General features: G+C 71.2%; 21 protein-coding genes. 13 read left to right on the top strand and 8 right to left on the bottom strand.

Translation table 11 applies throughout. The annotated features are described in order from the left end of the window. Window positions 1–242: 242 nt before the first annotated feature. Both EST92_RS05640 and EST92_RS05635 read right to left on the bottom strand, forming a co-directional pair. Window positions 243–1,238 carry a carbohydrate kinase gene (locus tag EST92_RS05640; protein WP_129279820.1) on the bottom strand — a complete coding sequence of 332 codons (996 nt, stop codon included), beginning with the start codon at window positions 1,236–1,238 and terminating at the stop codon, window positions 243–245. Beyond that, window positions 1,235–2,281, bottom strand: a complete 1,047-nt coding sequence (locus EST92_RS05635; RefSeq protein WP_129279819.1) for a LacI family DNA-binding transcriptional regulator — start codon at window positions 2,279–2,281, stop codon at window positions 1,235–1,237. Before EST92_RS05635 ends, EST92_RS05640 begins: the two co-directional genes overlap by 4 nt. 299 nt (window positions 2,282–2,580) lie before the next feature. Here EST92_RS05635 and EST92_RS05630 point away from each other — a divergent pair, with 299 nt between their 5' ends. Then, on the top strand, window positions 2,581–2,994 hold the full coding sequence (locus tag EST92_RS05630) for a Rieske (2Fe-2S) protein (RefSeq protein ID WP_129279818.1): 414 nt from the start codon (window positions 2,581–2,583) through the stop codon (window positions 2,992–2,994). 30 nt (window positions 2,995–3,024) lie between these two features. On the opposite strand, the gene EST92_RS05625 is transcribed toward EST92_RS05630, so the two are convergent. Further along, entirely contained in the window at window positions 3,025–3,963 is a 939-nt protein-coding gene (locus EST92_RS05625) for a hypothetical protein (protein WP_129279817.1), read from the bottom strand. Window positions 3,964–4,201: 238 nt separating this feature from the next. Here EST92_RS05625 and EST92_RS05620 point away from each other — a divergent pair, with 238 nt between their 5' ends. From EST92_RS05620 to pgi, 12 genes are all read left to right on the top strand, one after another. Continuing rightward, window positions 4,202–4,849 (top strand): papain-like cysteine protease family protein, encoded by a 648-nt coding sequence (locus tag EST92_RS05620; protein ID WP_129279816.1) that lies wholly within the window; start codon window positions 4,202–4,204, stop codon window positions 4,847–4,849. Between the two features lie 4 nt (window positions 4,850–4,853). Further along, window positions 4,854–5,723 (top strand): hypothetical protein, encoded by an 870-nt coding sequence (locus EST92_RS05615; RefSeq protein WP_129279815.1) that lies wholly within the window; start codon window positions 4,854–4,856, stop codon window positions 5,721–5,723. Between the two features lie 571 nt (window positions 5,724–6,294). Then, window positions 6,295–8,373, top strand: a complete 2,079-nt coding sequence (uvrC, locus tag EST92_RS05610) for an excinuclease ABC subunit UvrC (RefSeq protein WP_129279814.1) — start codon at window positions 6,295–6,297, stop codon at window positions 8,371–8,373. Further along, window positions 8,370–9,314, top strand: a complete 945-nt coding sequence (gene rapZ / locus EST92_RS05605) for an RNase adapter RapZ (RefSeq protein WP_129248724.1) — start codon at window positions 8,370–8,372, stop codon at window positions 9,312–9,314. Before uvrC ends, rapZ begins: the two co-directional genes overlap by 4 nt. After that, entirely contained in the window at window positions 9,311–10,375 is a 1,065-nt protein-coding gene (yvcK, locus tag EST92_RS05600) for a uridine diphosphate-N-acetylglucosamine-binding protein YvcK (protein WP_129279813.1), read from the top strand. The genes rapZ and yvcK overlap by 4 nt, the downstream gene beginning before the upstream one ends. Then, entirely contained in the window at window positions 10,366–11,355 is a 990-nt protein-coding gene (gene whiA, locus EST92_RS05595; protein ID WP_018091880.1) for a DNA-binding protein WhiA, read from the top strand. The genes yvcK and whiA overlap by 10 nt, the downstream gene beginning before the upstream one ends. Before the next feature lie 245 nt (window positions 11,356–11,600). Continuing rightward, window positions 11,601–12,605 (top strand): type I glyceraldehyde-3-phosphate dehydrogenase, encoded by a 1,005-nt coding sequence (gene gap / locus EST92_RS05590; RefSeq protein ID WP_129279812.1) that lies wholly within the window; start codon window positions 11,601–11,603, stop codon window positions 12,603–12,605. A gap of 117 nt (window positions 12,606–12,722) precedes the next feature. Continuing rightward, window positions 12,723–13,925: a phosphoglycerate kinase gene (locus EST92_RS05585; RefSeq protein WP_129279811.1), complete on the top strand. Its 1,203-nt coding sequence runs from the start codon at window positions 12,723–12,725 to the stop codon at window positions 13,923–13,925. 5 nt (window positions 13,926–13,930) lie between these two features. Then, window positions 13,931–14,707 (top strand): triose-phosphate isomerase, encoded by a 777-nt coding sequence (gene tpiA, locus EST92_RS05580; protein WP_129279810.1) that lies wholly within the window; start codon window positions 13,931–13,933, stop codon window positions 14,705–14,707. Window positions 14,708–14,848: 141 nt separating this feature from the next. Further along, window positions 14,849–15,085: a preprotein translocase subunit SecG gene (secG, locus tag EST92_RS05575; protein ID WP_129248719.1), complete on the top strand. Its 237-nt coding sequence runs from the start codon at window positions 14,849–14,851 to the stop codon at window positions 15,083–15,085. Between the two features lie 155 nt (window positions 15,086–15,240). Continuing rightward, complete coding sequence (locus EST92_RS05570) at window positions 15,241–15,576, top strand: RNA polymerase-binding protein RbpA (RefSeq protein WP_078518748.1); 336 nt, start codon at window positions 15,241–15,243, stop codon at window positions 15,574–15,576. 351 nt (window positions 15,577–15,927) lie between these two features. After that, window positions 15,928–17,583 (top strand): glucose-6-phosphate isomerase, encoded by a 1,656-nt coding sequence (gene pgi / locus EST92_RS05565; protein WP_129279837.1) that lies wholly within the window; start codon window positions 15,928–15,930, stop codon window positions 17,581–17,583. A 136-nt stretch (window positions 17,584–17,719) separates the two neighbouring features. Here pgi and pgl read toward each other — a convergent pair whose 3' ends face one another. Genes pgl through tkt form a run of 5 tightly spaced genes read right to left on the bottom strand, consistent with a single transcriptional unit; the run spans window position 17,720 to window position 24,315 of the window. Further along, window positions 17,720–18,502, bottom strand: a complete 783-nt coding sequence (gene pgl, locus EST92_RS05560; RefSeq protein ID WP_129248718.1) for a 6-phosphogluconolactonase — start codon at window positions 18,500–18,502, stop codon at window positions 17,720–17,722. After that, complete coding sequence (gene opcA, locus EST92_RS05555) at window positions 18,499–19,527, bottom strand: glucose-6-phosphate dehydrogenase assembly protein OpcA (protein WP_129279809.1); 1,029 nt, start codon at window positions 19,525–19,527, stop codon at window positions 18,499–18,501. The genes pgl and opcA overlap by 4 nt, the downstream gene beginning before the upstream one ends. Next, window positions 19,524–21,056: a glucose-6-phosphate dehydrogenase gene (zwf, locus tag EST92_RS05550; protein WP_129279808.1), complete on the bottom strand. Its 1,533-nt coding sequence runs from the start codon at window positions 21,054–21,056 to the stop codon at window positions 19,524–19,526. The genes opcA and zwf overlap by 4 nt, the downstream gene beginning before the upstream one ends. 6 nt (window positions 21,057–21,062) lie before the next feature. After that, complete coding sequence (gene tal / locus EST92_RS05545) at window positions 21,063–22,181, bottom strand: transaldolase (protein WP_129279807.1); 1,119 nt, start codon at window positions 22,179–22,181, stop codon at window positions 21,063–21,065. Window positions 22,182–22,215: 34 nt separating this feature from the next. After that, complete coding sequence (tkt, locus tag EST92_RS05540) at window positions 22,216–24,315, bottom strand: transketolase (RefSeq protein ID WP_129279806.1); 2,100 nt, start codon at window positions 24,313–24,315, stop codon at window positions 22,216–22,218. Between the last annotated feature and the right edge of the window lie 205 nt (window positions 24,316–24,520).

Genomic DNA, 24,520 nt, shown 5'->3' with positions numbered 1-24,520 from the left:
CGGACCGTTCCGGACGGACCGTTCCCGGCATGGACCGTTCCCGGCAGTGGTCGCCACCGCGCTCCCAGGTGGAGAGCGGCACGGGCCGTCACCGCGCTCCCCAGGGAGGCGGTGACGGCCCGTCGTGCGTGACGGGGGCAGTCGGCGCCCCCCTCGCGAGCGGGAGCGACCTCCCCGTCAGCGCCCCCTCCCCGTCAATGTCCGGCCTCCCCGTCGGCGCCCTCCCGTCAGCGTCCGCGCCCCTACGCCGCCAGCTCCCCCGCGAACGGCGGTTCCGCGCCCGCGCGGGAGCAGGTGACGGCGGCCGCGCGGGCGGCGAAGCGCAGGATGTCGCGCCAGTCGTCGTCGCCGAGCGCGGTGACGGCGGCGTACGAGAGGGCGTCGTGGGCGTCCAGACGGTGCAACAGCGCGGCGTTGACGGTGTCACCGGCACCGATGGTGTCGACGACCTCGACCCGTTCGCCGGGGACCGTCAGCTCACCGCCGCCCCGCGTCAGCACCGTCATACCGGACCCGCCGCGGGTGAGGACGATCGCCGCGGGCCCCGCGGCCAGCCATTCCGCCGCCGCCGCGGTGACCGCGTCCCACCCGCCGCCCGCCGCGGCACCGGCCCCCGCCAGCCACAGGGCGTCCTCCTCCGACATCTTCAGGAGGGCGAGAGCGGGGAGCCAGGTGCGAAAGCGGGACCGGTAGGCGTCCGGATCGGCGATCAGACCGGCCCGGATATTGGGGTCCAGCGCCGTGAACACCCCGCGCCGCGCCTCGCGGTGCAGCAGGGCCTCATAGGCGCTCGCCCCCGGTTCCAGCACGAGCGAGCAGGTGCCCAGGGACAGCGCACGGACCGCGGCGGGCAGCGCCGGCGGCAGGGTGAAGAGCCGGTCGGCGGTGCCGTCGGTATAGAAGCCGTAGCCCGCCGACCCGTCCGGGCTGATGTCGGCCACGGCGAGGGTGGTCGGCTCACTGCCGCGCTGCACCAGCGAGGTGTCCACGCCGCTGCTGTGCAGCCCGTGCAGCAGCGCCGCACCGAAGGCGTCGGTGGAGACCCGGGAGCAGAACGCGGCGGGTGAGCCCAGCCGCCCCAGCGCGACCGCGGTGTTGTACGGGCCGCCGCCGCGCTGCGGCTGCAACGCCGGAAGCCGGCCGTCCGGGGTGGCGACGTCCAGGCCCCGGCTGCTCGGGGAGGGCTCCTGGGGGCTGGGGACGAGGTCGATCAGTGCCTCGCCGGCGACGACGATCACGGGGTGCGGTTCCTTTCCTGAGCGGCCGGGGGCACGGCCGGGGCGGGTTCGGCGCAGCCGCACGACGTACGGTGCACAAAGGTGCAGGGGAGACGGACGGTGCGCGGCGGCCGGTCCGGCTGCGCCAGCCGCTCCAGCAGCAGTTGGACCGCCGTCGCCCCGATCTCCTTACTGGGCTGGGCGATCACGGTCAGCCGGGGCGTGAACAGATCGGCCCACGAGAAGTCGTCGAAACAGGCCAGCGCGATATCGCGGGGCACCTCCAGGCCCAGCTCGCGCAGCGCCCGGAGCGCGCCGATGGTCATCGCGTTGTTGGCGGTGACGAGCGCGGAGGGCGGTTGTGCCGCGGCGAGCAGCTGCCGGGTGGCGTCATGGGCGCCCGCCGCCTCGGAGTTGCCACCGGCGAGGAGTTCGGGGACGAACGGCAGCCCGCGGGCGCGCAGCCCCTCACGGTAGCCCTGGACGCGCTCCGTGGTCGTGCTCAGCCCGGGGAGGCCGGCCACCAGACCGATCCGGGTGTGCCCCGAGTCGGCCAGATGCTCGACCAGTTGACGCACCGGACCGGTGTTCTCGGCGCACACCTGGTCGTGGTCGTCGCCCACCAGCCGGTCCAGGAAGACCGCGGGCACCTCGCGCCGGGCCAGATACTCCACCATCTCGGCGGGCTCCGCGGAGGGCGCGACGATCATGCCGTCCACCCGCCGCTCGTGCAGCAGCTGGACGACCGTGCGCTCGTGCCGCGGGTCGTCGTGCGGGTCGGCGAGCAGCAGGCTGTAGCCGGCTTCCAGGGCGCCGGCCTCGACGCCCTGGAGGATCTCGGTGAAGTACGGGTTGCTGATCGCCGAGACCGCCAGGCCGATCGAGCGGGTACGGGAGGTGACCAGGGAGCGGGCCAGGGTGTTGTGGGTGTAGCCGAGCGCGTCGATGGCGCCGAGGACTGCGGTACGGGTGTCCGGGCGCACCGGCCGCGTCCCGTTCAGCACGTGCGAGACCGTGGCGACGGACACCTCCGCACGCCGTGCCACATCCGCCATCGTCGTCATCCGGCTCTTCCTTCCCGCGCGGGGCGCCACGGCGGCTCCCCGGGCCGCGCTGGCACGGCCACTCTTCCCGCGAAGCCCTCACACTACGAGGCTCCGCCCCAAACGTAAACGTTTGCGTAAGCGTTTACGTCACACCGGGCGACAAGCCGTCCACCCCTGCTCCGGGCCCGGCCACGGCGCGCTGCTCTCCGTACCGCACTTCCCGCTGCGCGGACGCCCGGCCCGGCCGGAAGCGGAAGGGTCTGTGCCGGTATCGTCGTCAGCCGCCAGTCACTGACGCCGTCCCCTCCGGAGCAGCCATGAGCCCGTCCCCCGCCCGCCGCACCGTGCTGCGGGGGGCCGCGCTCGCCGGCGCCGCCGGCTGCGGGCTGACCGCCTGCTCCTCGGGGGACTCGGGCGCGAACGCCTCGGCGGTGCCCGACCGGCCGGTCGAGCTCGGAGCCGCGGCCGAGGTGCCGGTCGGCGGCGCCAAGCTCTACCGCGAGGACCGTCTCGTGGTGTCGCAGCCCGCCAAGGGCACGTACAAGTGCTTCAGCGCCAAGTGCACCCACGCCGGCTGCATCCTGTCGGAGGTCGACAAGAAGGAGGGCAGCTGCCCCTGCCACGGCAGCCGCTTCGACGTCACCACCGGCAAGGTCCTCCAGGGGCCGGCGGCGGACCCGCTGCCCGAGGTGCCGGTCAAGGCCAAGGACGGCAAGCTGATCGCGGGCTGAGGCGCCGTCCCGCCACCGGGCCGCGGGGACTCACCCCCAGTCCCAGGCGATGCCCAGTATCCCGGGCCGTACCCCCTGCTCCACGAGGTGCACGGCGCGGTGCTGTCCGCTCAGCGTCAGTTCTTGCCGGCCGCTGCGCGGCGCGCCCGGCGAGGTCTGGGCGAAGCGGCGGCAGCGCACCGGCAGCGCCGCCTCGTCGAACCGGACCTGGAGCACGTACTGGCCGCCGGCGAAACTGAAGCCGCGCAGGTACTCGGTGCTCGGGCCGCCGCTGCCGTCCTCGAAGACGTAGCCGAAGACATGGGTGTCACCGGCCCGCAGCCGGGTGTCGAAGAGCAGCTCGGCGACCACCACGCCGGCCCCGGCGCTCCCGCGCACCCGGCCCAGCCGGCAGTTCTCCGCGGCCCGCACCCGGACGCGGGAGGGATCGCAGCCGGCATCGCCGCGGTGGATGGCGACATAGCGGTCCACGCCGTCCCGGTGTGCGCGCACCACCTGGAGCGACTCCCGTTCCAGGAGCCGGCGCTCGGGCCCGATGCGGACCCGCTCATGATGGCCCACGGTGTGCAGCCCGCCGTCCGCGGGAGCCTCCAGCTCGGTGAACAGCTGCCGCAGCGCCTCGGCGGGCGCCACCAGGGAGCGGTACGTGCGGGCGGCCGGCCGCTCGGCCTCCGGGAGGCCGCCGCCCTCCGGCACCAGCAGTCGGTGCAGCGAGTGCGCGGGCAGCTCCAGGACCTCCTCCAGCGCGCGCACCGCCCGCAGCGACTCGGGGCGCTGCGGGCGCCGGGCGCCCTGCTGCCAGTAACTGAGGCTGGTCACCCCGATGGTGATGCCGCGCTCCGCGAGCTTGTGCTGGACGCGGGTGAGGGCGAGCCCGCGCTCGGTGAGTGCGGAGCGCAGCGCGAGGTGGAACGGGCCGGTGCGCAGCAGCTGCGCCAGCTCGGCCGACCGGGGGGTGTCCTGTGCCATTGCCTCAATCCTCCGGCGCGGTGAACGTTCACATCCGGATCGCCCGCTGCGCGCCGTACGGCCAGGTCACTGCAGCAAGCCGGGCACCGGCCGTTCACATCCGGGCCCCTCCGTCCACACCCCCATGTCATCTCGCATTGAAGCGTGTTGACCTGCCTGCGACAACACCCGATGCTCCTCAACAGCATCCGGATGCGCTCCTCTCACCCCCCTCACCCCCCTGTTCGGGAGGAACGCCATGACTCGTGCACCCCACGCACGCGTTTCCCGCCGCAGATGGCTGTCGGCCGCGGCTCTCACCGCCGCCGCACTGACCATGCTCACGGGGACGACCCCCGCCTCTGCCACCCCCCTCACACCCCCGGCGCACGCCCTCACCGCCCGTGGTACGGCGGCCGCCCTGCGCACCGCCAACAGCCTCGGCATCGCCATGCAGGCCCAGCAGAACACCAACTGGTGCTGGGCGGGCTCGGGCAACACCATCGCGGCCTGGTACGGCAAGAACTACAGCCAGAACGAGTTCTGCAACGCCGCCTTCCAGCGCCAGCAGGGCACCTCCTGCCCCAACGACCAGGCCACCCTGGGCAATGTGCAGAACGCCTTCGCCTGGATGGGCATCAACTCCGGCTCCTACGTGAGCGGTTCACTCGGCTACGGCACCGTGCAGAGCGAGATCGACGCCGGCCGTCCGATGGAGACCCGCATCCAGTGGTCCTCCGGTGGCGGACATATGCATGTGCTCTATGGCTATGACACAGAACGCAACTGGGTCTACTGGGGTGATCCCTGGGCGACCAATAATCGCTACAACTGGGGCGATTTCGACTACTACGTGAACGGCAGCTCCTTCTCCTGGACACACTCCCTCTACCGGATAGGAGCCTGAGGCCATGACGAAGCGCACCGCAGTCCGCACCACCCTCCGCGCCGTCGCCGCCGGGACGGTCGCGACCGCCCTCATGGGTCTCACCCCGCACCCCGCACTGGCCGCGGCCGTCCCCGCGCCCCAGGCCCCGGCCCGCGCGAGCCTCACCGCCGCCCGTGCGGCGGCCACCGCCCCCGCGACCCTGCACACCCTCGCCCGGTTCTTCGCCGCCGAGCGGCAGCGCGGCGGCGCCGCCGTGACCGGGGCCGCACCGGCCGCACCGGCCGCCCCGCGCATCGAGGGCGGCACCGTCCCCGTGTACGGCCTGTCACCGGACTTCGTCCGCGGCCGGCCGGCGGCCCCGGTCGCCCGCCTGGAGTTCCTCGCCACCAAGGCGGTGGCCGCCGACGGCCGAACCGCCTCGGTGTGGACCGCCTCGCAGGGCGGCGCCTGGAAGGTCGTCAATATCGCCGGCGGCGACGACGAGACCCGTTACACCGCGGCCGGCGCCGCGCGGGCACAGGGCGGCACGGTCTTCCACGAGCCGCAGATCGATGCCTGGTACGTCCAGCGCGGCGACCGGATCGAGCCACTGGACGCCGACGCCCGCAAGGCCGTCGGCGCGCACGGCACCACGGTCGCCGCCTACCGCACGCGGGTGGCGAAGGCCTACGGGGACAAGCTCCCGGGCTCCGCGTACGACAGGCGCGGGGAGGCCGGCGGCTACGGTCCGTCCGCCGCCGGGAAGGGCCCCCGGAAGGCACCCGTCGAGGCCGGGGCGCTGACGGGCGACTCCTTCCCGGTGACCGCGGCCTCGGCCGTGGCCGCCGTCGCCGCTCTGCTCGCCCTGGGGCTGTCCGCCGCTGTGGCGCTGCGCCGCCGGCACAGTCACTGAGCAGGCCTTCTCCCCGCTGCCGGACGGAGGGCGGCGGCGGGGGGACGGGGCGCGGAGCACGGCGCACGGAGCGGCCGGCGTGCACCCGGCACACGGCGGCGGCGCCCGATCCGCGCCTTGTGCGACGGGGCATCCCGGCCGCCGCCCTCCGGGCCCCGTACGGACATTGACCGGCCGTCATGCCGCTGACGCGCTGACCCGCAGGAGCTGTCCCGGCAGGAGCCATCCAGGCGTCCGTCCCGACGGGCGGGCGCCGCTCTGCCGCGTCGTGGGCCCTTGCCCCGGATCGGCGCGGTACGGCTCGACCGGGCCGCGCCGGTCCGGGGCTGACCGCTCACCACTGACTGCCCCCTACCGACCGCCCACTACTGACCACCCGCTCCCCGCCCTGCTCCCCCCGGATGCGCACCGCCCGCTCCCGCCCTCACCGGGCCCGTGCGCTCCCCGTCGCAGGCCGGGGCCCGCCCGTGACGGCGGGGCGGCCGGGTGCCGCCGGACCGGTGGCGTCCGGCCGGCTGCGGGAGTGGTCGGGGCACCGTGAATGTCGGTGGCGGTCAGTAGGGTGGTGTGCATGGCAGACCCCAGCAGCTATCGACCCAAGCCGGGACAGATCCCCGACTCGCCGGGGGTCTATAAGTTCCGCGACGAGCACGGCCGGGTCATCTACGTCGGCAAGGCCAAGAGCCTGCGCCAGCGCCTGGCCAGTTACTTCCAGGACCTGGCCGGCCTCCATCCGCGTACCCGCACGATGGTCACCACCGCCGCCGCCGTGGAATGGACCGTGGTCTCCACCGAGGTCGAGGCGCTCCAGCTCGAATACACCTGGATCAAGGAGTTCGACCCCCGCTTCAACGTCAAGTACCGCGACGACAAGAGCTATCCGTATCTGGCGGTGACCCTCAACGAGGAGTTCCCGCGCGTCCAGGTCATGCGCGGTGCCAAGAAGAAGGGCGTGCGCTATTTCGGGCCCTACGGCCACGCCTGGGCCATCCGCGAGACGGTCGATCTGATGCTGCGGGTCTTCCCGGTGCGCACCTGCTCCGCCGGTGTCTTCAAGCGCTCCGCCCAGATCGGCCGCCCCTGCCTGCTCGGCTACATCGGCAAGTGCTCGGCCCCCTGCGTCGAGCGCATCTCCGCCGCGGACCACCGCGAACTCGCCGAGGAATTCTGCGACTTCATGGCCGGCCGCACCGGCGCCTACCTCCGCCGCCTGGAGCGGCAGATGCAGGAGGCCGCCGAGGAGATGGAGTACGAGCGCGCCGCCCGGCTGCGGGACGACATAGGGGCGCTCAAGCGGGCCATGGAGAAGAGCGCCGTGGTCCTCGCCGACGCCACCGACGCCGATCTGATCGCCGTCGCCGAGGACGAACTCGAAGCCGCCGTCCAGATCTTCCACGTCCGCGGCGGCCGGGTCCGCGGCCAGCGGGGCTGGGTCACCGACAAGGTGGAGGCCGTCACCACCGGCGATCTCGTCGAACACGCCCTCCAGCAGTTGTACGGCGAGGAGCAGGGCGACGCCGTCCCCAAGGAGGTCCTGGTCCCGGCGCTGCCCGAGCCCGTCGAGCCGGTCGCGCAGTGGCTCTCGCACCGTCGCGGCTCCCAGGTCTCGCTGCGGATTCCGCAGCGCGGCGACAAGAAGGACCTGATGGCCACGGTCGGCCGCAACGCCCAGCAGGCGCTGGCGCTGCACAAGACCAAGCGCGCCTCCGACCTGACCACCCGCTCCCGCGCGCTGGAGGAGATCGCCGAGGCGCTCGGCCTTGATTCGGTGCCGCTGCGCATCGAGTGCTTCGACATCTCCCACCTCCAGGGCGACGACGTCGTCGCCTCGATGGTGGTGTTCGAGGACGGCCTCGCCCGCAAGAGCGAGTACCGCCGCTTCCAGATCAAGGGCCGGGTGGGCGACGAGCAGGTCTGGCACGGCCAGGGCCAGGACGACGTCCGCTCCATGCACGAGGTCACCGCTCGCCGCTTCCGGCGCTATCTCCAGGAGAAGCAGCGGTCCGGCGAGTGGACGGAGGAGCCGGCCGAGGACGCCCCCGTGGAGGCCGACGGCCCCATGGAGCCGGGGGCCGGCCGCCCCGTCGACGAGGACGGCCGCCCCAAGCGGTTCGCCTACCCGCCCCAGCTCGTGGTCGTCGACGGCGGCGCCCCGCAGGTCGCGGCCGCCCGCCGGGCCCTGGACGAGCTCGGCATCGACGACGTCGCCGTCTGCGGCCTGGCCAAGCGCCTCGAAGAGGTCTGGCTGCCCGGGGAGGACGACCCGGTGGTCCTGCCGCGTAGCAGCGAGGGCCTCTACCTCCTCCAGCGCGTCCGTGACGAGGCGCACCGCTTCGCCCTCCGATATCAGCGCACCAAGCGTGGCAAGCGGCTGAAGGCCTCCCCACTGGACGCCGTCGCCGGGCTGGGCGACACCCGCCGCCAGGCCCTGCTCAAGCACTTCGGCTCGCTGAAGAAGCTGCGGGCCGCGACGGTCGACGAGATCTGTGAGGTCCCGGGCGTCGGCCGCAAGACCGCCGAGACGGTCGTCGCGGCGCTGGCCGGGGCGGCACCGTCCGCCCCCGCGGTGAACACCGCCACAGGAGAGATCATTGAGGATGACGGGGCCCCACCGGCCGCGTTGTCGGCAGAACGGGGGCAGGAACGATGAGTACACCGCACGAAGCGCAGGAACCCGAAAGAGACGGTGCAGAGGTGAACACGGGCACGACCGATCAGGGCGAGAGCGCCGCGATTCCCGAGTTGGTGATCATCTCCGGGATGTCCGGCGCCGGCCGCAGTACGGCAGCGAAGTGCCTGGAGGACCTCGGCTGGTTCGTCGTCGACAACATCCCGCCCGAGCTGATCGCGCCGATGGTCGAGCTGGGCGCCCGCTCGCAGGGCAATGTCGCCCGGATCGCGGTCGTCGTCGACGTCCGCGGCCGCCGGTTCTTCGCCAACCTCAAGGAATCGCTGGCCACCCTCGACGCGCAGAACGTCAAGCGCCGCATCGTCTTCCTGGAGTCCTCCGACGAGGCCCTGGTGCGCCGCTTCGAGTCGGTGCGCCGCCCGCACCCCCTCCAGGGCGACGGCCGGATCGTCGACGGCATCGCCGCCGAGCGCGATCTGCTGCGCGAGCTGCGCGGCGACGCCGACCTGGTCATCGACACCTCCAGCCTCAACGTCCATGAGCTGCGCGCCAAGATGGACGCCCAGTTCGCCGGCGAAGAGGTCCCCGAGCTGCGCGCCACGGTCATGTCCTTCGGCTTCAAATACGGCCTGCCGGTCGACGCCGACATGGTCATCGACTGCCGCTTCATCCCCAACCCGCACTGGGTCCCGGAGCTGCGCCCCTTCACGGGGCTCAACGACGAGGTCTCCAGCTATGTCTTCAGCCAGCCCGGCTCCAAGGAGTTCCTGGACGGCTACGCCGAGCTGCTGCGGATCGTCGCGGAGGGCTACCGCCGGGAGGGCAAGCGCTATGTGACCATCGCCGTGGGCTGCACGGGCGGCAAGCACCGCAGTGTGGCGATGTCCGAGAAGCTCGCCCGCCGTCTGGTCTCCGAAGGGGTGGAAACGGTCGTCGTCCACCGGGACATGGGGCGCGAGTGAGCGGGCGCACCACTCCCCGGCTGCGCCGGGTCCGCCGCTTCGTCTCCAGCGCGCGGACGACGAAGGGCGCCACCCCCAAGGTGGTCGCGCTGGGCGGCGGCATGGGCCTGTCCGCCTCGCTGGCCGCGCTGCGCCGTATCACCGGTGATCTGACCGCCGTGGTCACGGTCGCCGACGACGGCGGCTCCAGCGGCCGCCTGCGCGACGAGCTGGGCGTCCTGCCGCCCGGCGATCTGCGCAAGGCGCTGGCCGCCCTCTGCGGCGACGACGACTGGGGCCAGACCTGGTCCCGGGTGATCCAGCACCGTTTCCAGAGCGAAGGGGAGCTCCACGACCACGCGGTCGGCAATCTGCTGATCGTCGCGCTGTGGGAGCAGCTCGGCGATCATGTCCAGGCGCTCGACCTGGTCGGCAAGTTGCTCGGCGCGCACGGCCGGGTGCTGCCGATGTCGGCGGTGCCCCTGGAGCTCCAGGCGCAGGTCAAGGGGCATGACGCGGACCGCCCGGACGAGATCTCCACGGTCCGCGGCCAGGCCACCGTCGCGCTCACCCGCGGCGAGGTGCAGTCCGTCCATGTGGTCCCCGAGGACCCGCCGGCCGTTCCCGAGGCGGTGGCCGCGGTGCGTGACGCCGACTGGGTGGTGCTCGGCCCCGGGTCCTGGTTCTCCTCGGTGATCCCGCATCTGCTGGTGCCGGAGCTGCGCGAGGCCCTGGAGGAGACCAAGGCCCGAAAGGTCCTTTCGCTCAACCTTGCGCCCCAACCGGGCGAAACCGATGGCTTCTCCCCGCAGCGTCATTTGGAGGTTTTGGCCCGACACGCCCCTAAACTCGCCTTCGACGTGGTGCTGGCCGACAAGGCCGCCGTGCCCGACCTCGATGGCCTGACCACTGCCGCAAAGCAGCTGGTCGGCAGCGAGGTCGAGCTGGCGGCGGTCGCCGCACAAGGAGACGACGCCCGGTCGAACGCCGGGGGAGCCCCCGACCGGCACGACCCGGAGCTGCTGGCAGCCGCGTACGACCGTATTTTTCGGATGCATGGAAGGATCGGCCCATGGCGATGACGGCAGCGGTGAAGGATGAAATCTCCCGGCTCCCCGTCACCCGGACCTGCTGCCGGAAGTCGGAGGTCTCGTCGATCCTGCGGTTCGCGGGCGGTCTGCATCTGGTGAGCGGACGCATCGTGATCGAGGCGGAGCTGGACACCGGCATTGCCGCCCGTCGGCTGCGCAAGGACATCCTGGAGATCTTCGGGCACAGCTCCGACCTGGTGGTGATGGCCCCCGGCGGGCTGCGGCGCGGCAGCCGCTACGTGGTCCGGGTCGTGGCCGGCGGTGATCAGCTGGCCCGGCAGACCGGCCTGGTGGACGGCCGCGGCCGCCCGATCCGCGGCCTGCCCCCACAGGTCGTCTCCGGCGCGACCTGCGACGCCGAGGCGGCCTGGCGCGGGGCCTTCCTGGCTCATGGCTCGCTGACCGAGCCCGGCCGCTCCTCGTCGCTGGAGGTCACCTGCCCCGGGCCCGAGGCGGCGCTCGCGCTGGTCGGCGCCGCCCGCCGCCTCGGCATCGGCGCCAAGGCCCGCGAGGTACGCGGCGTGGACCGCGTCGTCGTCCGTGACGGTGATGCGATCGGCGCCCTGCTGACGCGGCTCGGGGCCCACGAGTCGGTGCTCGCGTGGGAGGAGCGGCGGATGCGCCGCGAGGTCCGCGCCACCGCCAACCGCCTGGCCAACTTCGACGACGCCAACCTCCGCCGCTCGGCGCGCGCCGCGGTCGCCGCGGGCGCCCGGGTGCAGCGCGCCCTGGAGATCCTCGGCGAGGAGGTCCCCGAGCACCTCGCCGCGGCCGGCCGGCTGCGCATGGAGCACAAGCAGGCCTCGCTGGAGGAGCTGGGCGCCCTCGCGGACCCGCCGCTGACCAAGGACGCCGTCGCCGGCCGGATCCGCCGCCTGCTGGCGATGGCCGACAAGCGGGCCCAGGACCTCGGCATCCCCGGCACGGAATCCAATCTCACCGAGGAGCTCGCCGAGGGCATGGTCGGCTGACGGCTCGCTGCTGCGGACGCCCCCGGCGTCCCTTCGTGCCGCTGAGGTCACTCCCGATCCGATGCTGTCGGGGGAGGCATGGACGGCCGCCGAAGGGCACTGCCGGGGGCGCTCGTTTGAGGCATCAGGGGCCCGTTTGTCAATGTCACGTACGTCTCTCTTTGGGGGTAGGGTCGGAGGCGGTCGGGGACAGCCCATACAGCTCGCCGGTAACTCATCGGCGTACCTAACGAGGAGATCGGTTCGTGACGATCCGCGTAGGCATCAACGGATTCGGCCGCATTGGTCGCAACTACTTCCGCGCGCTCCTGGAGCAGGGCGCGGACATCGAGATCGTCGGTGTCAACGACCTGACCGACAACGCCACTCTGGTTCACCTGCTGAAGTACGACACCATCCTGGGTCGTCTCAAGCAGGACGTCAGCCACACCGACGACACCATCACGGTCGGCAACCAGACCTTCAAGACGATGGCCGAGCGCGACCCGGCCAACCTCCCCTGGGCGGAGCTGGGCGCCGACATCGTCATCGAGTCGACCGGCATCTTCACCAAGAAGGCCGACGCCGAGAAGCACCTCCAGGCCGGCGCCAAGAAGGTCCTGATCTCCGCGCCCGCCAAGGACGAGGACATCACGATCGTGATGGGCGTCAACAACGACAAGTACGACGCGGCCAAGCACCACGTCATCTCCAACGCCTCCTGCACCACCAACTGTGTGGCGCCGATGGCCAAGGTTCTCGACGAGAACTTCGGCATCGTCAAGGGCCTGATGACCACGGTCCACGCGTACACCAACGACCAGCGGATCCTGGACTTCCCGCACAGCGACCTGCGCCGCGCCCGCGCCGCCGCGGAGAACATCATCCCGACCTCGACGGGTGCCGCCAAGGCCACCGCCCTGGTCCTCCCGCAGCTCAAGGGCAAGCTGGACGGCATCGCCATGCGCGTGCCGGTCCCCACCGGCTCGGTCACCGACCTGGTCCTGGAGCTGGACCGCGAGGTCACCAAGGACGAGATCAACACCGCCTTCCAGAAGGCCGCCGAGGGCCAGCTCAAGGGCATTCTCGAGTACACCGAGGACCCGATCGTCTCCTCGGACATCGTGAACTTCCCGGCCTCCTGCACCTTCGACTCGAAGCTGACGATGTCCCAGGGCAAGCAGGTCAAGGTCGTCGGCTGGTACGACAACGAGTGGGGTTACTCCAACCGCCTGGTGGACCTGACCACCTTCGTCGGCGGCCAGCTCTGACCTCTGGTTCACACCCGAGGCACCGCGAGATGTGAGGACGGGGCTCGTACGACGCGAGGAAGCGTCGTACGGGCCCCGTTCCGCGACCTACCGACCCATGTGATGGAGTCACTCCTCATGAAGACGATCGACGACCTTCAGGTAGCGGGCAAGCGCGTCTTTGTCCGTGCCGATCTGAACGTGCCGCTGGACGGCACCACCATTACCGACGACGGCCGGATCCGCGCCGTCGCCCCGACGATCGCCAAGCTCGTCGAGCGCGGCGCCAAGGTGATCGTCGCCTCCCACCTGGGCCGTCCCAAGGGCGCCCCGGACCCGGCCTTCTCGCTTGCCCCCGCGGCCACACGGCTGGGTGAAATCCTCGGTCAGGACGTGGCGTTCGCGACGGACACGGTCGGCGAGTCCGCCGCGGCCGTGACCGCCGGCCTGGCGGACGGCCAGGTCGCCGTGCTGGAGAACCTCCGCTTCAACGCGGGCGAGACCAGCAAGGACGACGCCGAGCGCGGCGCCTTCGCCGACCGGCTCGCCGCCCTCGCCGACCTGTACGTGGGCGATGGCTTCGGCGCCGTGCACCGCAAGCACGCCTCCGTCTACGACCTGCCGAAGCGCCTTCCGCACGCCGCCGGCGACCTGATCGCCACCGAGGTCGGCGTCCTGAAGAAGCTCACCGAGGACGTCAAGCGCCCGTACGCCGTCGCGCTCGGCGGGGCCAAGGTCTCCGACAAGCTCGCCGTCATCGACCAGCTGATCGAGAAGGCCGACCGCATCCTGGTCGGCGGCGGGATGGCCTACACCTTCCTCAAGGCCAAGGGCCACGAGGTCGGCATCTCGCTGCTCCAGGAAGACCAGGTGCCGGCCTGCCTGGAGTACCTGGCGCGGGCCGAGAAGCGCGGCGTGGAGTTCGTCCTCCCCGTCGACGTCCTGGTGGCGTCCGAGTTCCCGGACCTGAAGACCAAGGCCCCGGCGCACCCCCAGACCGTCGCCGCGGACGCCATTCCGGCCGACAAGGAGGGCCTGGACATCGGCCCGAAGACCCGCGAGCTCTACGCCGCGAAGCTCGCCGACGCGGGCACGGTCTTCTGGAACGGCCCGATGGGCGTCTTCGAGCACCCGGACTACGCGGGCGGCACCCGGGCCGTCGCGCAGGCCCTGCTGGACTCGGACGCCTTCACCGTCGTCGGTGGCGGTGACAGTGCCGCCGCGGTCCGGCTGCTGGGCTTCGACGAGAATGCTTTCGGCCATATCTCGACCGGCGGCGGCGCCAGCCTCGAATACCTCGAGGGTAAGACGCTCCCCGGCCTCGCCGCTCTGGAGGACTGAACATCGTGACTGACCGCACCCCGCTGATGGCGGGCAACTGGAAGATGAACCTCAACCACCTCGAGGCCATCGCACACGTCCAGAAGCTCGCCTTCGCCCTTGCCGACAAGGACTTCGACGCCGTAGAGGTCGCGGTCCTGCCGCCCTTCACCGACCTGCGGTCGGTGCAGACGCTGGTCGACGGCGACAAGCTCAAGATCAAGTATGGCGCCCAGGACATCTCCGCGCACGACTCCGGTGCCTACACCGGTGAGATCTCCGGCCCGATGCTGGCCAAGCTCAAGTGCGCGTACGTGGCCATCGGCCACAGCGAGCGCCGCCAGTACCACGGCGAGAACGAAGAGATCTGCAACGCCAAGGTCAAGGCCGCGTTCAAGCACGGTCTCACCCCGATCCTCTGCGTCGGCGAGGGCCTGGACGTGCGCAAGGCCGGCCACCAGGTCGCGCACACCCTCGCCCAGGTCGACGGCGGTCTGGCGGACATCCCGGCCGAGCAGGCCGAGACGATCGTGATCGCCTACGAGCCGGTGTGGGCCATCGGCACCGGCGAGGTCGCCACCCCCGAGGACGCGCAGGAGGTCTGCGGTGCCATCCGCGGCCGTCTCGCGGAGCTCTACAGCCAGGAGCTGGCCGACAAGGTCCGCATCCAGTACGGCGGCTCCGTCAAGTCCGGCAACGTCGCCGCGATCATGGCGCAGCCCGACGTCGACGGCGCGCTGATCGGTGGCGCGGCGCTGGACGCCGACGAATTCGTGAAGATCGTCCGCTTCCGCGACCAGTAGCCGCTATGACGAGGGGGAGCCCTCGTCGTACCCTGTCGGGGCCGGGACCGGTGCAGCAGCGCCGACCCCGGCCCCGCACCATCTGTTCCACAGACAGTGATCCATACGTCCGTCCGTCAGTCCTAGAGAGTTGGTCCAGCCGTGGTCATCGGGTTCTCGATCGCCCTCATCGTCTTCAGCCTGCTGCTGATGATGCTGGTGCTCATGCACAAGGGAAAGGGCGGCGGCCTGTCCGACATGTTCGGTGGCGGCATGCAGTCCTCGGTCGGTGGCTCCTCGGTCGCCGAGCGTAACCTCGACCGCATCACCATCGTGGTCGGTCTGCTGTGGTTCGCCTGCATCGTCGTGCTCGGCATCCTGATGAAGCTCGGCAACTGACAAGGCGTCGGAGGCGCGGCCTATCATGAGGGTGGCGTCCTCGGACGGGTAACTCCAGCCACTGGACGCGCGTTGGGCCTTACGTAGACTGGGGCGTTCCGCAGCGCAGCTGCTGCGAGAGGCTGTGCAGCACCATTACGCAGGGAGTTACGACCGTGGCAAGTGGCAACGCGATCCGAGGAAGTCGGGTCGGGGCGGGGCCGATGGGGGAGGCCGAGCGCGGCGAGTCCGCGCCGCGCACCCGCATCTCCTTCTGGTGCTCCAATGGGCACGAGACGCAGCCCAGCTTCGCCGGCGATGCGCAGGTTCCGGACACCTGGGACTGCCCGCGCTGTGGTTTCCCGGCAGGCAAGGACCGGGAAAGCCCGCCGGACCCGCCGCGCACCGAGCCGTACAAGACCCACCTCGCCTATGTCCGGGAGCGCCGCAGCGACGCCGACGGTGAGGCGATCCTCGCGGAGGCGCTCGCCAAGCTCCGCGGCGAGATCTGACGGCGCACCACACACACCGGCCGGCCCGGCCGGAGGGGACAGCACCCTCCGGCCGGGCCGGCCGCGTACGGGCGCCCTCGTAGGTCGGCCCGTCAACTCCGGGCGCAGAGGGGGAAGCGGATGCGGCGGCTGCTCGGGGGCCCACTGTCAGTGGTCGCCCGTACCGTTTTCCGTATGCGCACGATGCGGACGGGGCGGGACGACGAGCAGGGTGCCGGTGCGCCGACACCTGTTCTTCAGGCCGCCGACAGCGCCTCGTCCGGCGGTGGACAGATACTTCCTACCGCGCGCTGATCAATTAGGTTGGGAGACGGCGGGGCCGCTACGAGACGAAGAAGGCAGATGTCCGAGATGAACGCAGAAGGCCGCAGCAGGCTCGACCAGTTGCCCGAGTGGACCGCGCTGGGCAAGCACCGCGAGCAGCTGGGGAAGGTGCATCTGCGCGAGCTGTTCGAGCGGGATCCGGGGCGTGCCGAGCGCTACACCCTCCAGGTGGGCGAGCTGCACCTCGACTACTCCAAGCACCTGGTCACCGACGAGACCCTGCGGCTGCTGGGTGAACTCGCCACGGCGGCCGGCGTGGCGGAGTTGCGGGACGCGATGTTCCGCGGCGAAAAGATCAACATCACCGAGCGGCGCTCCGTGCTGCACACCGCGCTGCGCGCGCCCGGCTCGGCGGTCATCAAGAGCGACGGGGAGAACGTCACCCCCGCGGTGCAGTCCGTCCTGACGAAGATGGGCACCTTCGCCGACCGGGTCCGCTCGGGCGACTGGAAGGGCCACACCGGCAAGCGCATCAAGACCGTCGTCAACATCGGTATCGGCGGCTCCGACCTGGGCCCGGCGATGGCGTTCGAGGCGCTGCGTGCCTACACCCACCGGGACATGCAGTTCCGCTTCGTCTCCAATGTGGACGGTGCCGATCTGCACGAGGCGGTCCGCGATCTGGACCCGGCCGAGACGCTGTTCATCATCGCCTCGAAGACCTTCACCACCATCGAGACCATCACCAATGCCACGTCGGCCCGCGACTGGCTGCTGAGCGGGCTGGGTGCCGAGGGGGCAGCGGCCGTCGCCCAGCACTTCGTGGCGCTGTCGACCAACGCCGAGAAGGTGACGGAGTTCGGCATCAACCCGGACAACATGTTCGAGTTCTGGGACTGGGTCGGCGGCCGTTACTCCTTCGACTCCGCCATCGGCCTGTCGCTGATGGTCGCGATCGGCCACGAGCGGTTCCGTGAGATGCTGGCGGGCTTCCACCTCGTCGACGAGCACTTCTGCTCCGCCCCGCTGCACGAGAACGCCCCGATGCTGCTGGGCCTGCTGGGCATCTGGTACGGCAACTTCTGGGACGCCCAGTCCCACGCCGTGCTGCCCTACAGCCACTACCTCTCCAAGTTCACCGCGTATCTCCAGCAGTTGGACATGGAGTCCAACGGCAAGTCGGTGGACCGCGACGGACACCGGGTCACCTGGCAGACCGGCCCCGTCGTCTGGGGCACGCCGGGCACCAACGGTCAGCACGCCTACTACCAGCTGCTCCATCAGGGCACCAAGCTGATCCCGGCCGACCTCCTCGGCTTCGCCGAGCCGGTCGCCGATCTGCAACCCGGCCTGGTGCCCCAGCACGACCTGCTGATGGCCAACCTCTTCGCCCAGGGCCAGGCGCTGGCCTTCGGCAAGACGCCGGACGAGGTGCGGGCCGAGGGCGTGGCCGAGGAACTGGTCCCGCACAAGACCTTCCCGGGCAACCGCCCCACCACCACCATCCTGGCCAAGGAGCTCAGCCCGTCCGTGCTGGGCCAGTTGATCGCCCTCTATGAGCACAAGGTGTTCGTCCAGGGCGCGGTCTGGAACATCGACTCCTTCGACCAGTGGGGCGTGGAGCTGGGCAAGGTCCTGGCCAAGCGGGTCGAGCCGGCGCTGACCGACGGCGCCGAGGTGCCGGGGCTGGACGCCTCGACGGCCGGACTGGTCGCCAAGTACCGTGCACTGCGCGGGCGTTGATCCGGAAGGGTCCCGCCGGCGCGCTGCCGTGACGCCGAAGGCCCCGCACCCCCTGAGAGGGGGGCGGGGCCTTCGTGTTGCCGGGACGGACCGCTCGGGACGGACCGTTGGGCCGGATCGCTCGGGACCGGACCGCTCAGGCCGAGGCCGGCGGGTAGAGCCCGCGCGGCAGCTGTGCCGCCGCCGCCTCGTCCAGCAGCCACAGCGTCCGGCTGCGGCCGCGGGCACCGGCCGCCGGGGCCTGGACCTCGCCGGCGCCGGACAGCGCGATGGCCGCGGCGTTGGCCTTGTCCGCGCCGGCCGCCAGCAGCCAGACCTCCCGCGCCGCACGGATCGCGGGCAGGGTCAGCGAGGTACGGGTCGGCGGCGGCTTCGGCGCACCGTGCACGCCGACCACCGTCCGCTCCTGCTCGTAGACGGCCGGCAGCTCCGGGAAGAGCGAGGCGACATGCGTGTCCGGGCCGACGCCCAGCAGCAGTACGTCGAAGGACGGCACCGGGCCGTGGTCCTCGGGCCCCGCGGCGGCGGCGAGTTCGTCCGCGTACGCCTCGGCGGCGGCGTCGGCGTCCTTGCCGTACCGGCCGTCCGAGGGGGGCATCGGATGCACCCGGGCCGGATTCAGCGGGACGCTGTCCAGCAGCACCTCCCGGGCCTGGGTGTAGTTGCGCTCCGGATCGCCGTCCGGAGCGAACCGCTCGTCGCCCCACCACAGATCGAGCCGGGTCCAGTCCACCGCGTCCCGCGCGGGCGCCTCGGCGACGGCCGCGAGCAGCCCGTTGCCGTTGCGCCCGCCGGTCAGCACCACGGAGGCGGAGCCGCGGGCGGCCTGGGCGTCCACGATCTTGGTGATCAGCCGGGCCGCCGCCGCCTTGGCCATCAGCTCCTTGTCGCGGTGGACGACAACCTGCGGAGCACTCACTTGGCGGCTGCCTTCTTGGCGGGCGCCTTCTTCGCCGCGGGCTTGGCCGCGGCGCTCCCGGCCGCCGCCGGCTCCCCGGCCGCCGACGCGGAGTCCTTGCCCTCACCGAGCCGGTCCACGCCGTACTTGAGCGCGGCGGCGTAGATGTCGTCCGGGTCGAGCCGGCGCAGCTCCTCGGCGAGCAGCTCCGCGGTGTCCCGCCGCTTGAGCGCCACCGCACGGTCCGGCTGGTGGGGCGTGCAGAGCGTGGCCAGCGAGCCGTCCGGGCGGTCCAGCACGATCGAGCCGATGCTGGACTCCATCCGTACGGCGGTCAGACCGGGGCCGCCGGACACCTTGCGGGTGACCGGAACCTTCAGCCGGTCGGCCAGCCACATGGCGAGCAGCTCGCAGCTGGGGTTGAACTCCTCGCCCTCGACCTCGGCCGAACTCACCGTGCACGGGGCCTGGTCGAGCGCCGCAGCCAGCATCGAGCGCCACGGCGTGATCCGCGTCCAGGACAGATCGGTGTCGCCCGGCGTGTAGGTCTCCGCGCGGGCGGACAGCTCCCGTACGGGCTGCTCGGCGGCGTAGGCGTCGGTGACCCGGCGCTGGGCCAGCGCACCGAGCGGGTCCTTGGCGGGGTCCAGCGGGGCGTTCACCGCCCACCAGACCACGACCGGGGCATCCGGCAGCAGCAGCGGCAGCACCACGGACTGGGCGTGGTCGATGACCTCGCCGTAGAGCCGGAGTATGACCGTCTCGCCGGTGCCGGCGTCCGTGCCGACCCGTACCTCGGCGTCCAGGCGGGCCTTGGCGCGGTCGCGCGGCGACCGGCTGACCCGCTTGATGACGACGAGGGTGCGGGAGGGGTGCTCACGCGACGCCTCGGTGGCCGCCTTGAGGGCGTCGTAGGCGTTCTCCTCGTCGGTGACGATGACGAGGGTGAGCACCATGCCGATGGCGGGCGTGCCGACGGCACGACGGCCCTGGACCAGCGCCTTGTTGATCTTGCTGGACGTGGTTTCCGTCAGATCGATCTTCATGGCCGGCGCCAGCTCCGTCCGTCTCGTGCGAGCATTTCGTCCGCCTCGGTGGGACCCCAGGTGCCTGCCGGATACTGCGCGGGCTTGCCGTGCTTCTCCCAGTACACCTCGATCGGGTCGAGGATCCGCCAGGACTGTTCGACCTCCTCCAGTCGCGGGAAGAGGTTGGCGTCCCCCAGCAGAACGTCCAGGATCAGGCGCTCGTACGCCTCGGGGCTGGACTCCGTGAAGGACTCGCCGTAGGCGAAGTCCATCGAGACGTCCCGCACCTCCATCGAGGTGCCGGGCACCTTCGAACCGAACCGCACGGTCACGCCCTCGTCCGGCTGCACCCGGATGACCAGGGCGTTCTGCCCCAGCTCCTCGGTGGCGGTGTGGTCGAAGGGGGAGTGCGGGGCGCGCTGGAAGACCACCGCGATCTCGGTGACCCGGCGGCCCAGGCGCTTGCCGGTGCGCAGGTAGAAGGGGACGCCCGCCCAGCGGCGGTTGTCGATCTGCAGCTTGATCGCGGCGTAGGTGTCGGTCTTCGACTTGGGGTCGATGCCGTCTTCCTCCAGGTAGCCGACGGCCTTCTCGCCGCCCTGCCAGCCCGCCGCGTACTGCCCCCGGACGGTCTCCTTGCCGAGATCCTTGGGGATCTTGACCGCACCCAGCACCTTGGTCTTCTCCGCGACCAGCGCGTCCGCTTCGAAGGAGGCCGGCTCCTCCATGGCGGTCAGCGCGAGCAGCTGGAGGAGGTGGTTCTGGATGACGTCCCGGGCGGCGCCGATGCCGTCGTAGTAGCCGGCCCGGCCTCCGATGCCGATGTCCTCGGCCATGGTGATCTGGACGTGGTCGACATAGCTGCGGTTCCACAGCGGCTCGAACATCGTGTTGGCGAAGCGCAGCGCCAGGATGTTCTGGACCGTCTCCTTGCCCAGGTAGTGGTCGATCCGGAAGACCTCGTTCGTCGGGAAGACCTCGTGGACGATCCGGTTGAGCTCCTGGGCGCTCTCCAGGTTGTGTCCGAAGGGCTTCTCGATGACGGCGCGGCGCCAGGAGCCCTCCTTCTGGTCGGCCAGCCCGTGCTTCTTCAGCTGCTGGACGACCTTGGGGAAGAACTTCGGCGGCACCGAGAGGTAGAAGGCGAAGTTGCCGCCGGTGCCCTGGGCCTTGTCGAGCTCGTTTATCGTCTCCTTGAGCGTCTTGAAGGCCTCGTCGTCGTCGAAGGTGCCCTGGACGAAGCGGCATCCCTGGACCAGCTGCTGCCAGACCTCCTCGCGGAACGGCGTACGGGAGTGCTGCTTGACCGCCTCGTACACCTCCTGCGCGAAGTCCTCGTGCTCCCACTCGCGACGGGCGAACCCGATGAGCGAGAAGCCCGGCGGGAGCAGACCGCGGTTGGCCAGGTCGTAGACGGCAGGCATCAGCTTTTTACGGGACAAATCGCCCGTGACACCGAAGATGACCAGGCCCGACGGCCCCGCGATACGCGGGAGCCGTCGGTCTGCGGGGTCACGAAGCGGGTTGGCTCCGCGTGCATCGGACAAAGGAGATCAGCCCTCCGAGGGAGCGAGGCGCTTGAGCTCCGCCTCCGTCGACTTGAGCAGGTCAATCCAGGAGGCCTCGAACTTCTCCACGCCCTCGTCCTCCAGGACCTGCACGACATCGTCGTACGAGATCCCGAGCTCCGCGATCGCGTCGAGGTCGGCCTTGGCCGCGTCGTACCGGCCGCGGACGGTGTCACCGGTGATCTCGCCGCGGGCGGCGGTGGCCTCCAGGGTGGCCTCCGGCATGGTGTTGACCGTGCCCGGGGCGACCAGCTCGTCCACGTACAGCGTGTCCTTGAAGTCCGGGTCCTTGACGCCGGTCGAGGCCCACAGCGGACGCTGCTTGTGGGCGCCGGCCTTGTCGAGGGCGGCCCAGCGCTCCGAGGAGAAGACCTCCTCGTAGGCCTGGTAGGCCAACCGGGCGTTGGCCAGTGCGGCCTTGCCCTTGAGGGCCTTGGCCTCGTCCGAGCCCTGCTTCTCCAGGCGCTTGTCGATCTCGGTGTCCACACGGGAGACGAAGAACGACGCCACCGAACGGATCTGGGACAGGTCCAGGCCCGCGGCCTTGGCCTTCTCCAGGCCCGCGAGGTAGGCGTCCATGACCTCGCGGTAACGCTCCAGCGAGAAGATCAGCGTGACGTTGACGCTGATGCCCAGGCCGATGACCTCGGTGATCGCCGGGAGGCCCGCCTTGGTGGCCGGGATCTTGATCAGCGTGTTCGGACGGTCCACCAGCCAGGCCAGCTGCTTGGCCTCGGCGATGGTCGGCACGGTCTTGTGCGCCAGGCGGGGGTCGACCTCGATGGAGACCCGGCCGTCCTGGCCGCCGGTGGCGTCGAAGACCGGGCGCAGGATGTCGGCGGCGTCGCGGACGTCCGCCGTCGTGATCATGCGGATGGCTTCCTCGACGGTGACCTTGCGGGCGGCGAGGTCGGCGACCTGCTGCTGGTAGCCGTCGCCCGCGGAGATCGCCTTCTGGAAGATCGACGGGTTCGTCGTGACACCGACGACATGCTGCTGGTCGATCAGCTCTGCGAGGTTGCCGGACGTGATGCGCTTGCGCGACAGGTCGTCCAGCCAGATCGCGACGCCTTCGTCGGAGAGGCGCTTGAGTGCGTCTGTCATGGGTTCTGCATCTCCTACTTGTTGTGTACGGGCGTCAGCGCGCGGCGGCTTCCAGCGATTCCCGGGCGGCGGCGGCGACCGCGTCGGCGGTGAAGCCGAACTCGCGGAAGAGGACCTTGCCGTCGGCCGAGGCACCGAAGTGCTCCAGGGAGACGATGCGCCCGGCGTCACCGACAAAACGGTGCCAGGTCAGACCGATGCCGGCTTCGACGGCGACCCGGGCCTTCACGGACGGGGGAAGCACACGGTCGCGGTACGTCTGGTCCTGCTGGTCGAACCACTCGACCGACGGCATCGACACCACACGGGTGGGGATGCCCTCGGCCTGCAGCTGCTCGCGCGCGGCGCCGGCGAGCTGCACCTCGGAGCCCGTGCCGATCAGCACGACCTGCGGTGCGGCGTCCCCGTCGGCCCCTTCGGCCTCGAACAGCACGTAACCGCCCTTGGCGGCATCCTCGTTGGCCGGGTACGTCGGCACACCCTGACGGGTCAGCGCGAGGCCGTGCGGGGCCCCCACGCCGTACTCCTTCGTCCAGCGCTTGAGGATCTCGCGCCAGGCGATGGCGGTCTCGTTGGCGTCGGCCGGGCGGACGATGTTCAGGCCCGGGATGGCCCGCAGCGAGGCCAGGTGCTCGACCGGCTGGTGGGTCGGGCCGTCCTCGCCCAGACCGATGGAGTCGTGCGTCCACACGTACGTCACCGGAAGGTGCATCAGCGCGGACAGCCGGACGGCGTTGCGCATGTAGTCGGAGAACACCAGGAACGTGCCGCCGTAGACACGGGTGTTGCCGTGCAGCGTGATGCCGTTCATCTCCGCGGCCATGGAGTGCTCACGGATGCCGAAGTGGATCGTGCGGCCGTAGGGGTCGGCCTCCGGCAGCGGGTTGTCCGCCGGGAGGAACGAGGAGGTCTTGTCGATCGTGGTGTTGTTCGAGCCGGCCAGGTCGGCCGAGCCGCCCCACAGCTCCGGGATCACCGCGCCGAGGGCGTGCAGCACCTTGCCGGACGCGGCGCGGGTGGCCACGGACTTGCCCGTCTCGAACGCCGGGAGGTGGTCCTCCCAGCCCTGGGGCAGCTCGCCCGCGGCGATCCGGTCGAACTCCGCGGCGCGCTCCGGGTTGGCGGTGCGCCAGGCGGCGAAGGACTTCTCCCACTCCTTCTTGGCGTCCCGGCCGCGGTCGAGGGCGCCACGGGTGTGCTTGAGCACCTCGTCGCCGACGTCGAAGGACTTCTCGGGGTCGAAGCCCAGGACGCGCTTGGTGGCCGCGACCTCTTCCTCGCCCAGCGCCGAGCCGTGCGCGGCCTCGGTGTTCTGGGCGTGCGGGGCCGGCCAGGCGATGATCGAGCGCATCGCGATGAACGACGGGCGGCCGGTCTCGGCCTTGGCGGCCTCCAGGGCCCGGGCCAGACCGACCGGGTCCAGGTCGCCGTTGGGCAGCTGCGCGACCCGCTGGACGTGCCAGCCGTAGGCCTCGTAGCGCTTGACGGTGTCCTCGGAGACCGCGGTCTCGGTGTCACCCTCGATGGAGATGTGGTTGTCGTCCCACAGCAGGATGAGGTTGCCGAGCTTCTGGTGGCCCGCCAGGGAGGAGGCCTCGGCGGAGATGCCCTCCTGGAGGCAGCCGTCACCGGCGATGCAGTAGATGGTGTGGTCGAAGGGCGAGGTGCCCTCCGCCGCGTCCGGGTCGAACAGGCCGCGCTCGTAGCGCGACGCCATCGCCATGCCGACCGCGTTGGCGACGCCCTGGCCCAGCGGACCGGTCGTGGTCTCCACGCCGGTGGTGTGGCCGTACTCGGGGTGGCCGGGGGTCTTCGAGCCCCAGGTGCGGAACGCCTTCAGGTCGTCCAGCTCCAGGCCGTAGCCGGCGAGGTAGAGCTGGATGTAGAGGGTCAGGCTGGAGTGGCCCGCGGAGAGGACGAACCGGTCGCGGCCGGTCCAGTTCGCGTCCGCCGGGTCGTGCTGCATCAGCTTCTGGAAGAGAAGATAGGCGGCCGGCGCCAGGCTCATGGCCGTACCGGGATGGCCGTTACCGACCTTCTGCACGGAATCCATGGCCAGGACACGGACGGTATCCACCGCACGCTGGTCCAGTTCGGTCCACTCGAGATCTGTGGTGGTCGGCTTGGTGCTCACCCTGAGTCAGGGCTCCTCTCCACATGTCGAATGCCGCGGACGGTGTGCCCGCCAGGCGGTGTCGAGCCTACCCCCGCAAGTGCGTGCGTCTTTTCGACGCTCAGTCGAAGTTTCCGGCGCTCAGTCGGCGGGTGCGGGGCGGGCCGGCAGTCGCTCCGGGCAATCACATCGGGACCACGTGCCTTCCCGGCCCGGACCGACGGCC

Origin of the sequence: Streptomyces sp. TM32, from assembly GCF_004122755.1 — a bacterium.
In the GTDB taxonomy this organism is placed as follows: domain Bacteria; phylum Actinomycetota; class Actinomycetes; order Streptomycetales; family Streptomycetaceae; genus Streptomyces; species Streptomyces sioyaensis.
Note: the sequence above shows the minus strand (reverse complement) of the source record. Positions and strands in the feature narration are given on the sequence as shown.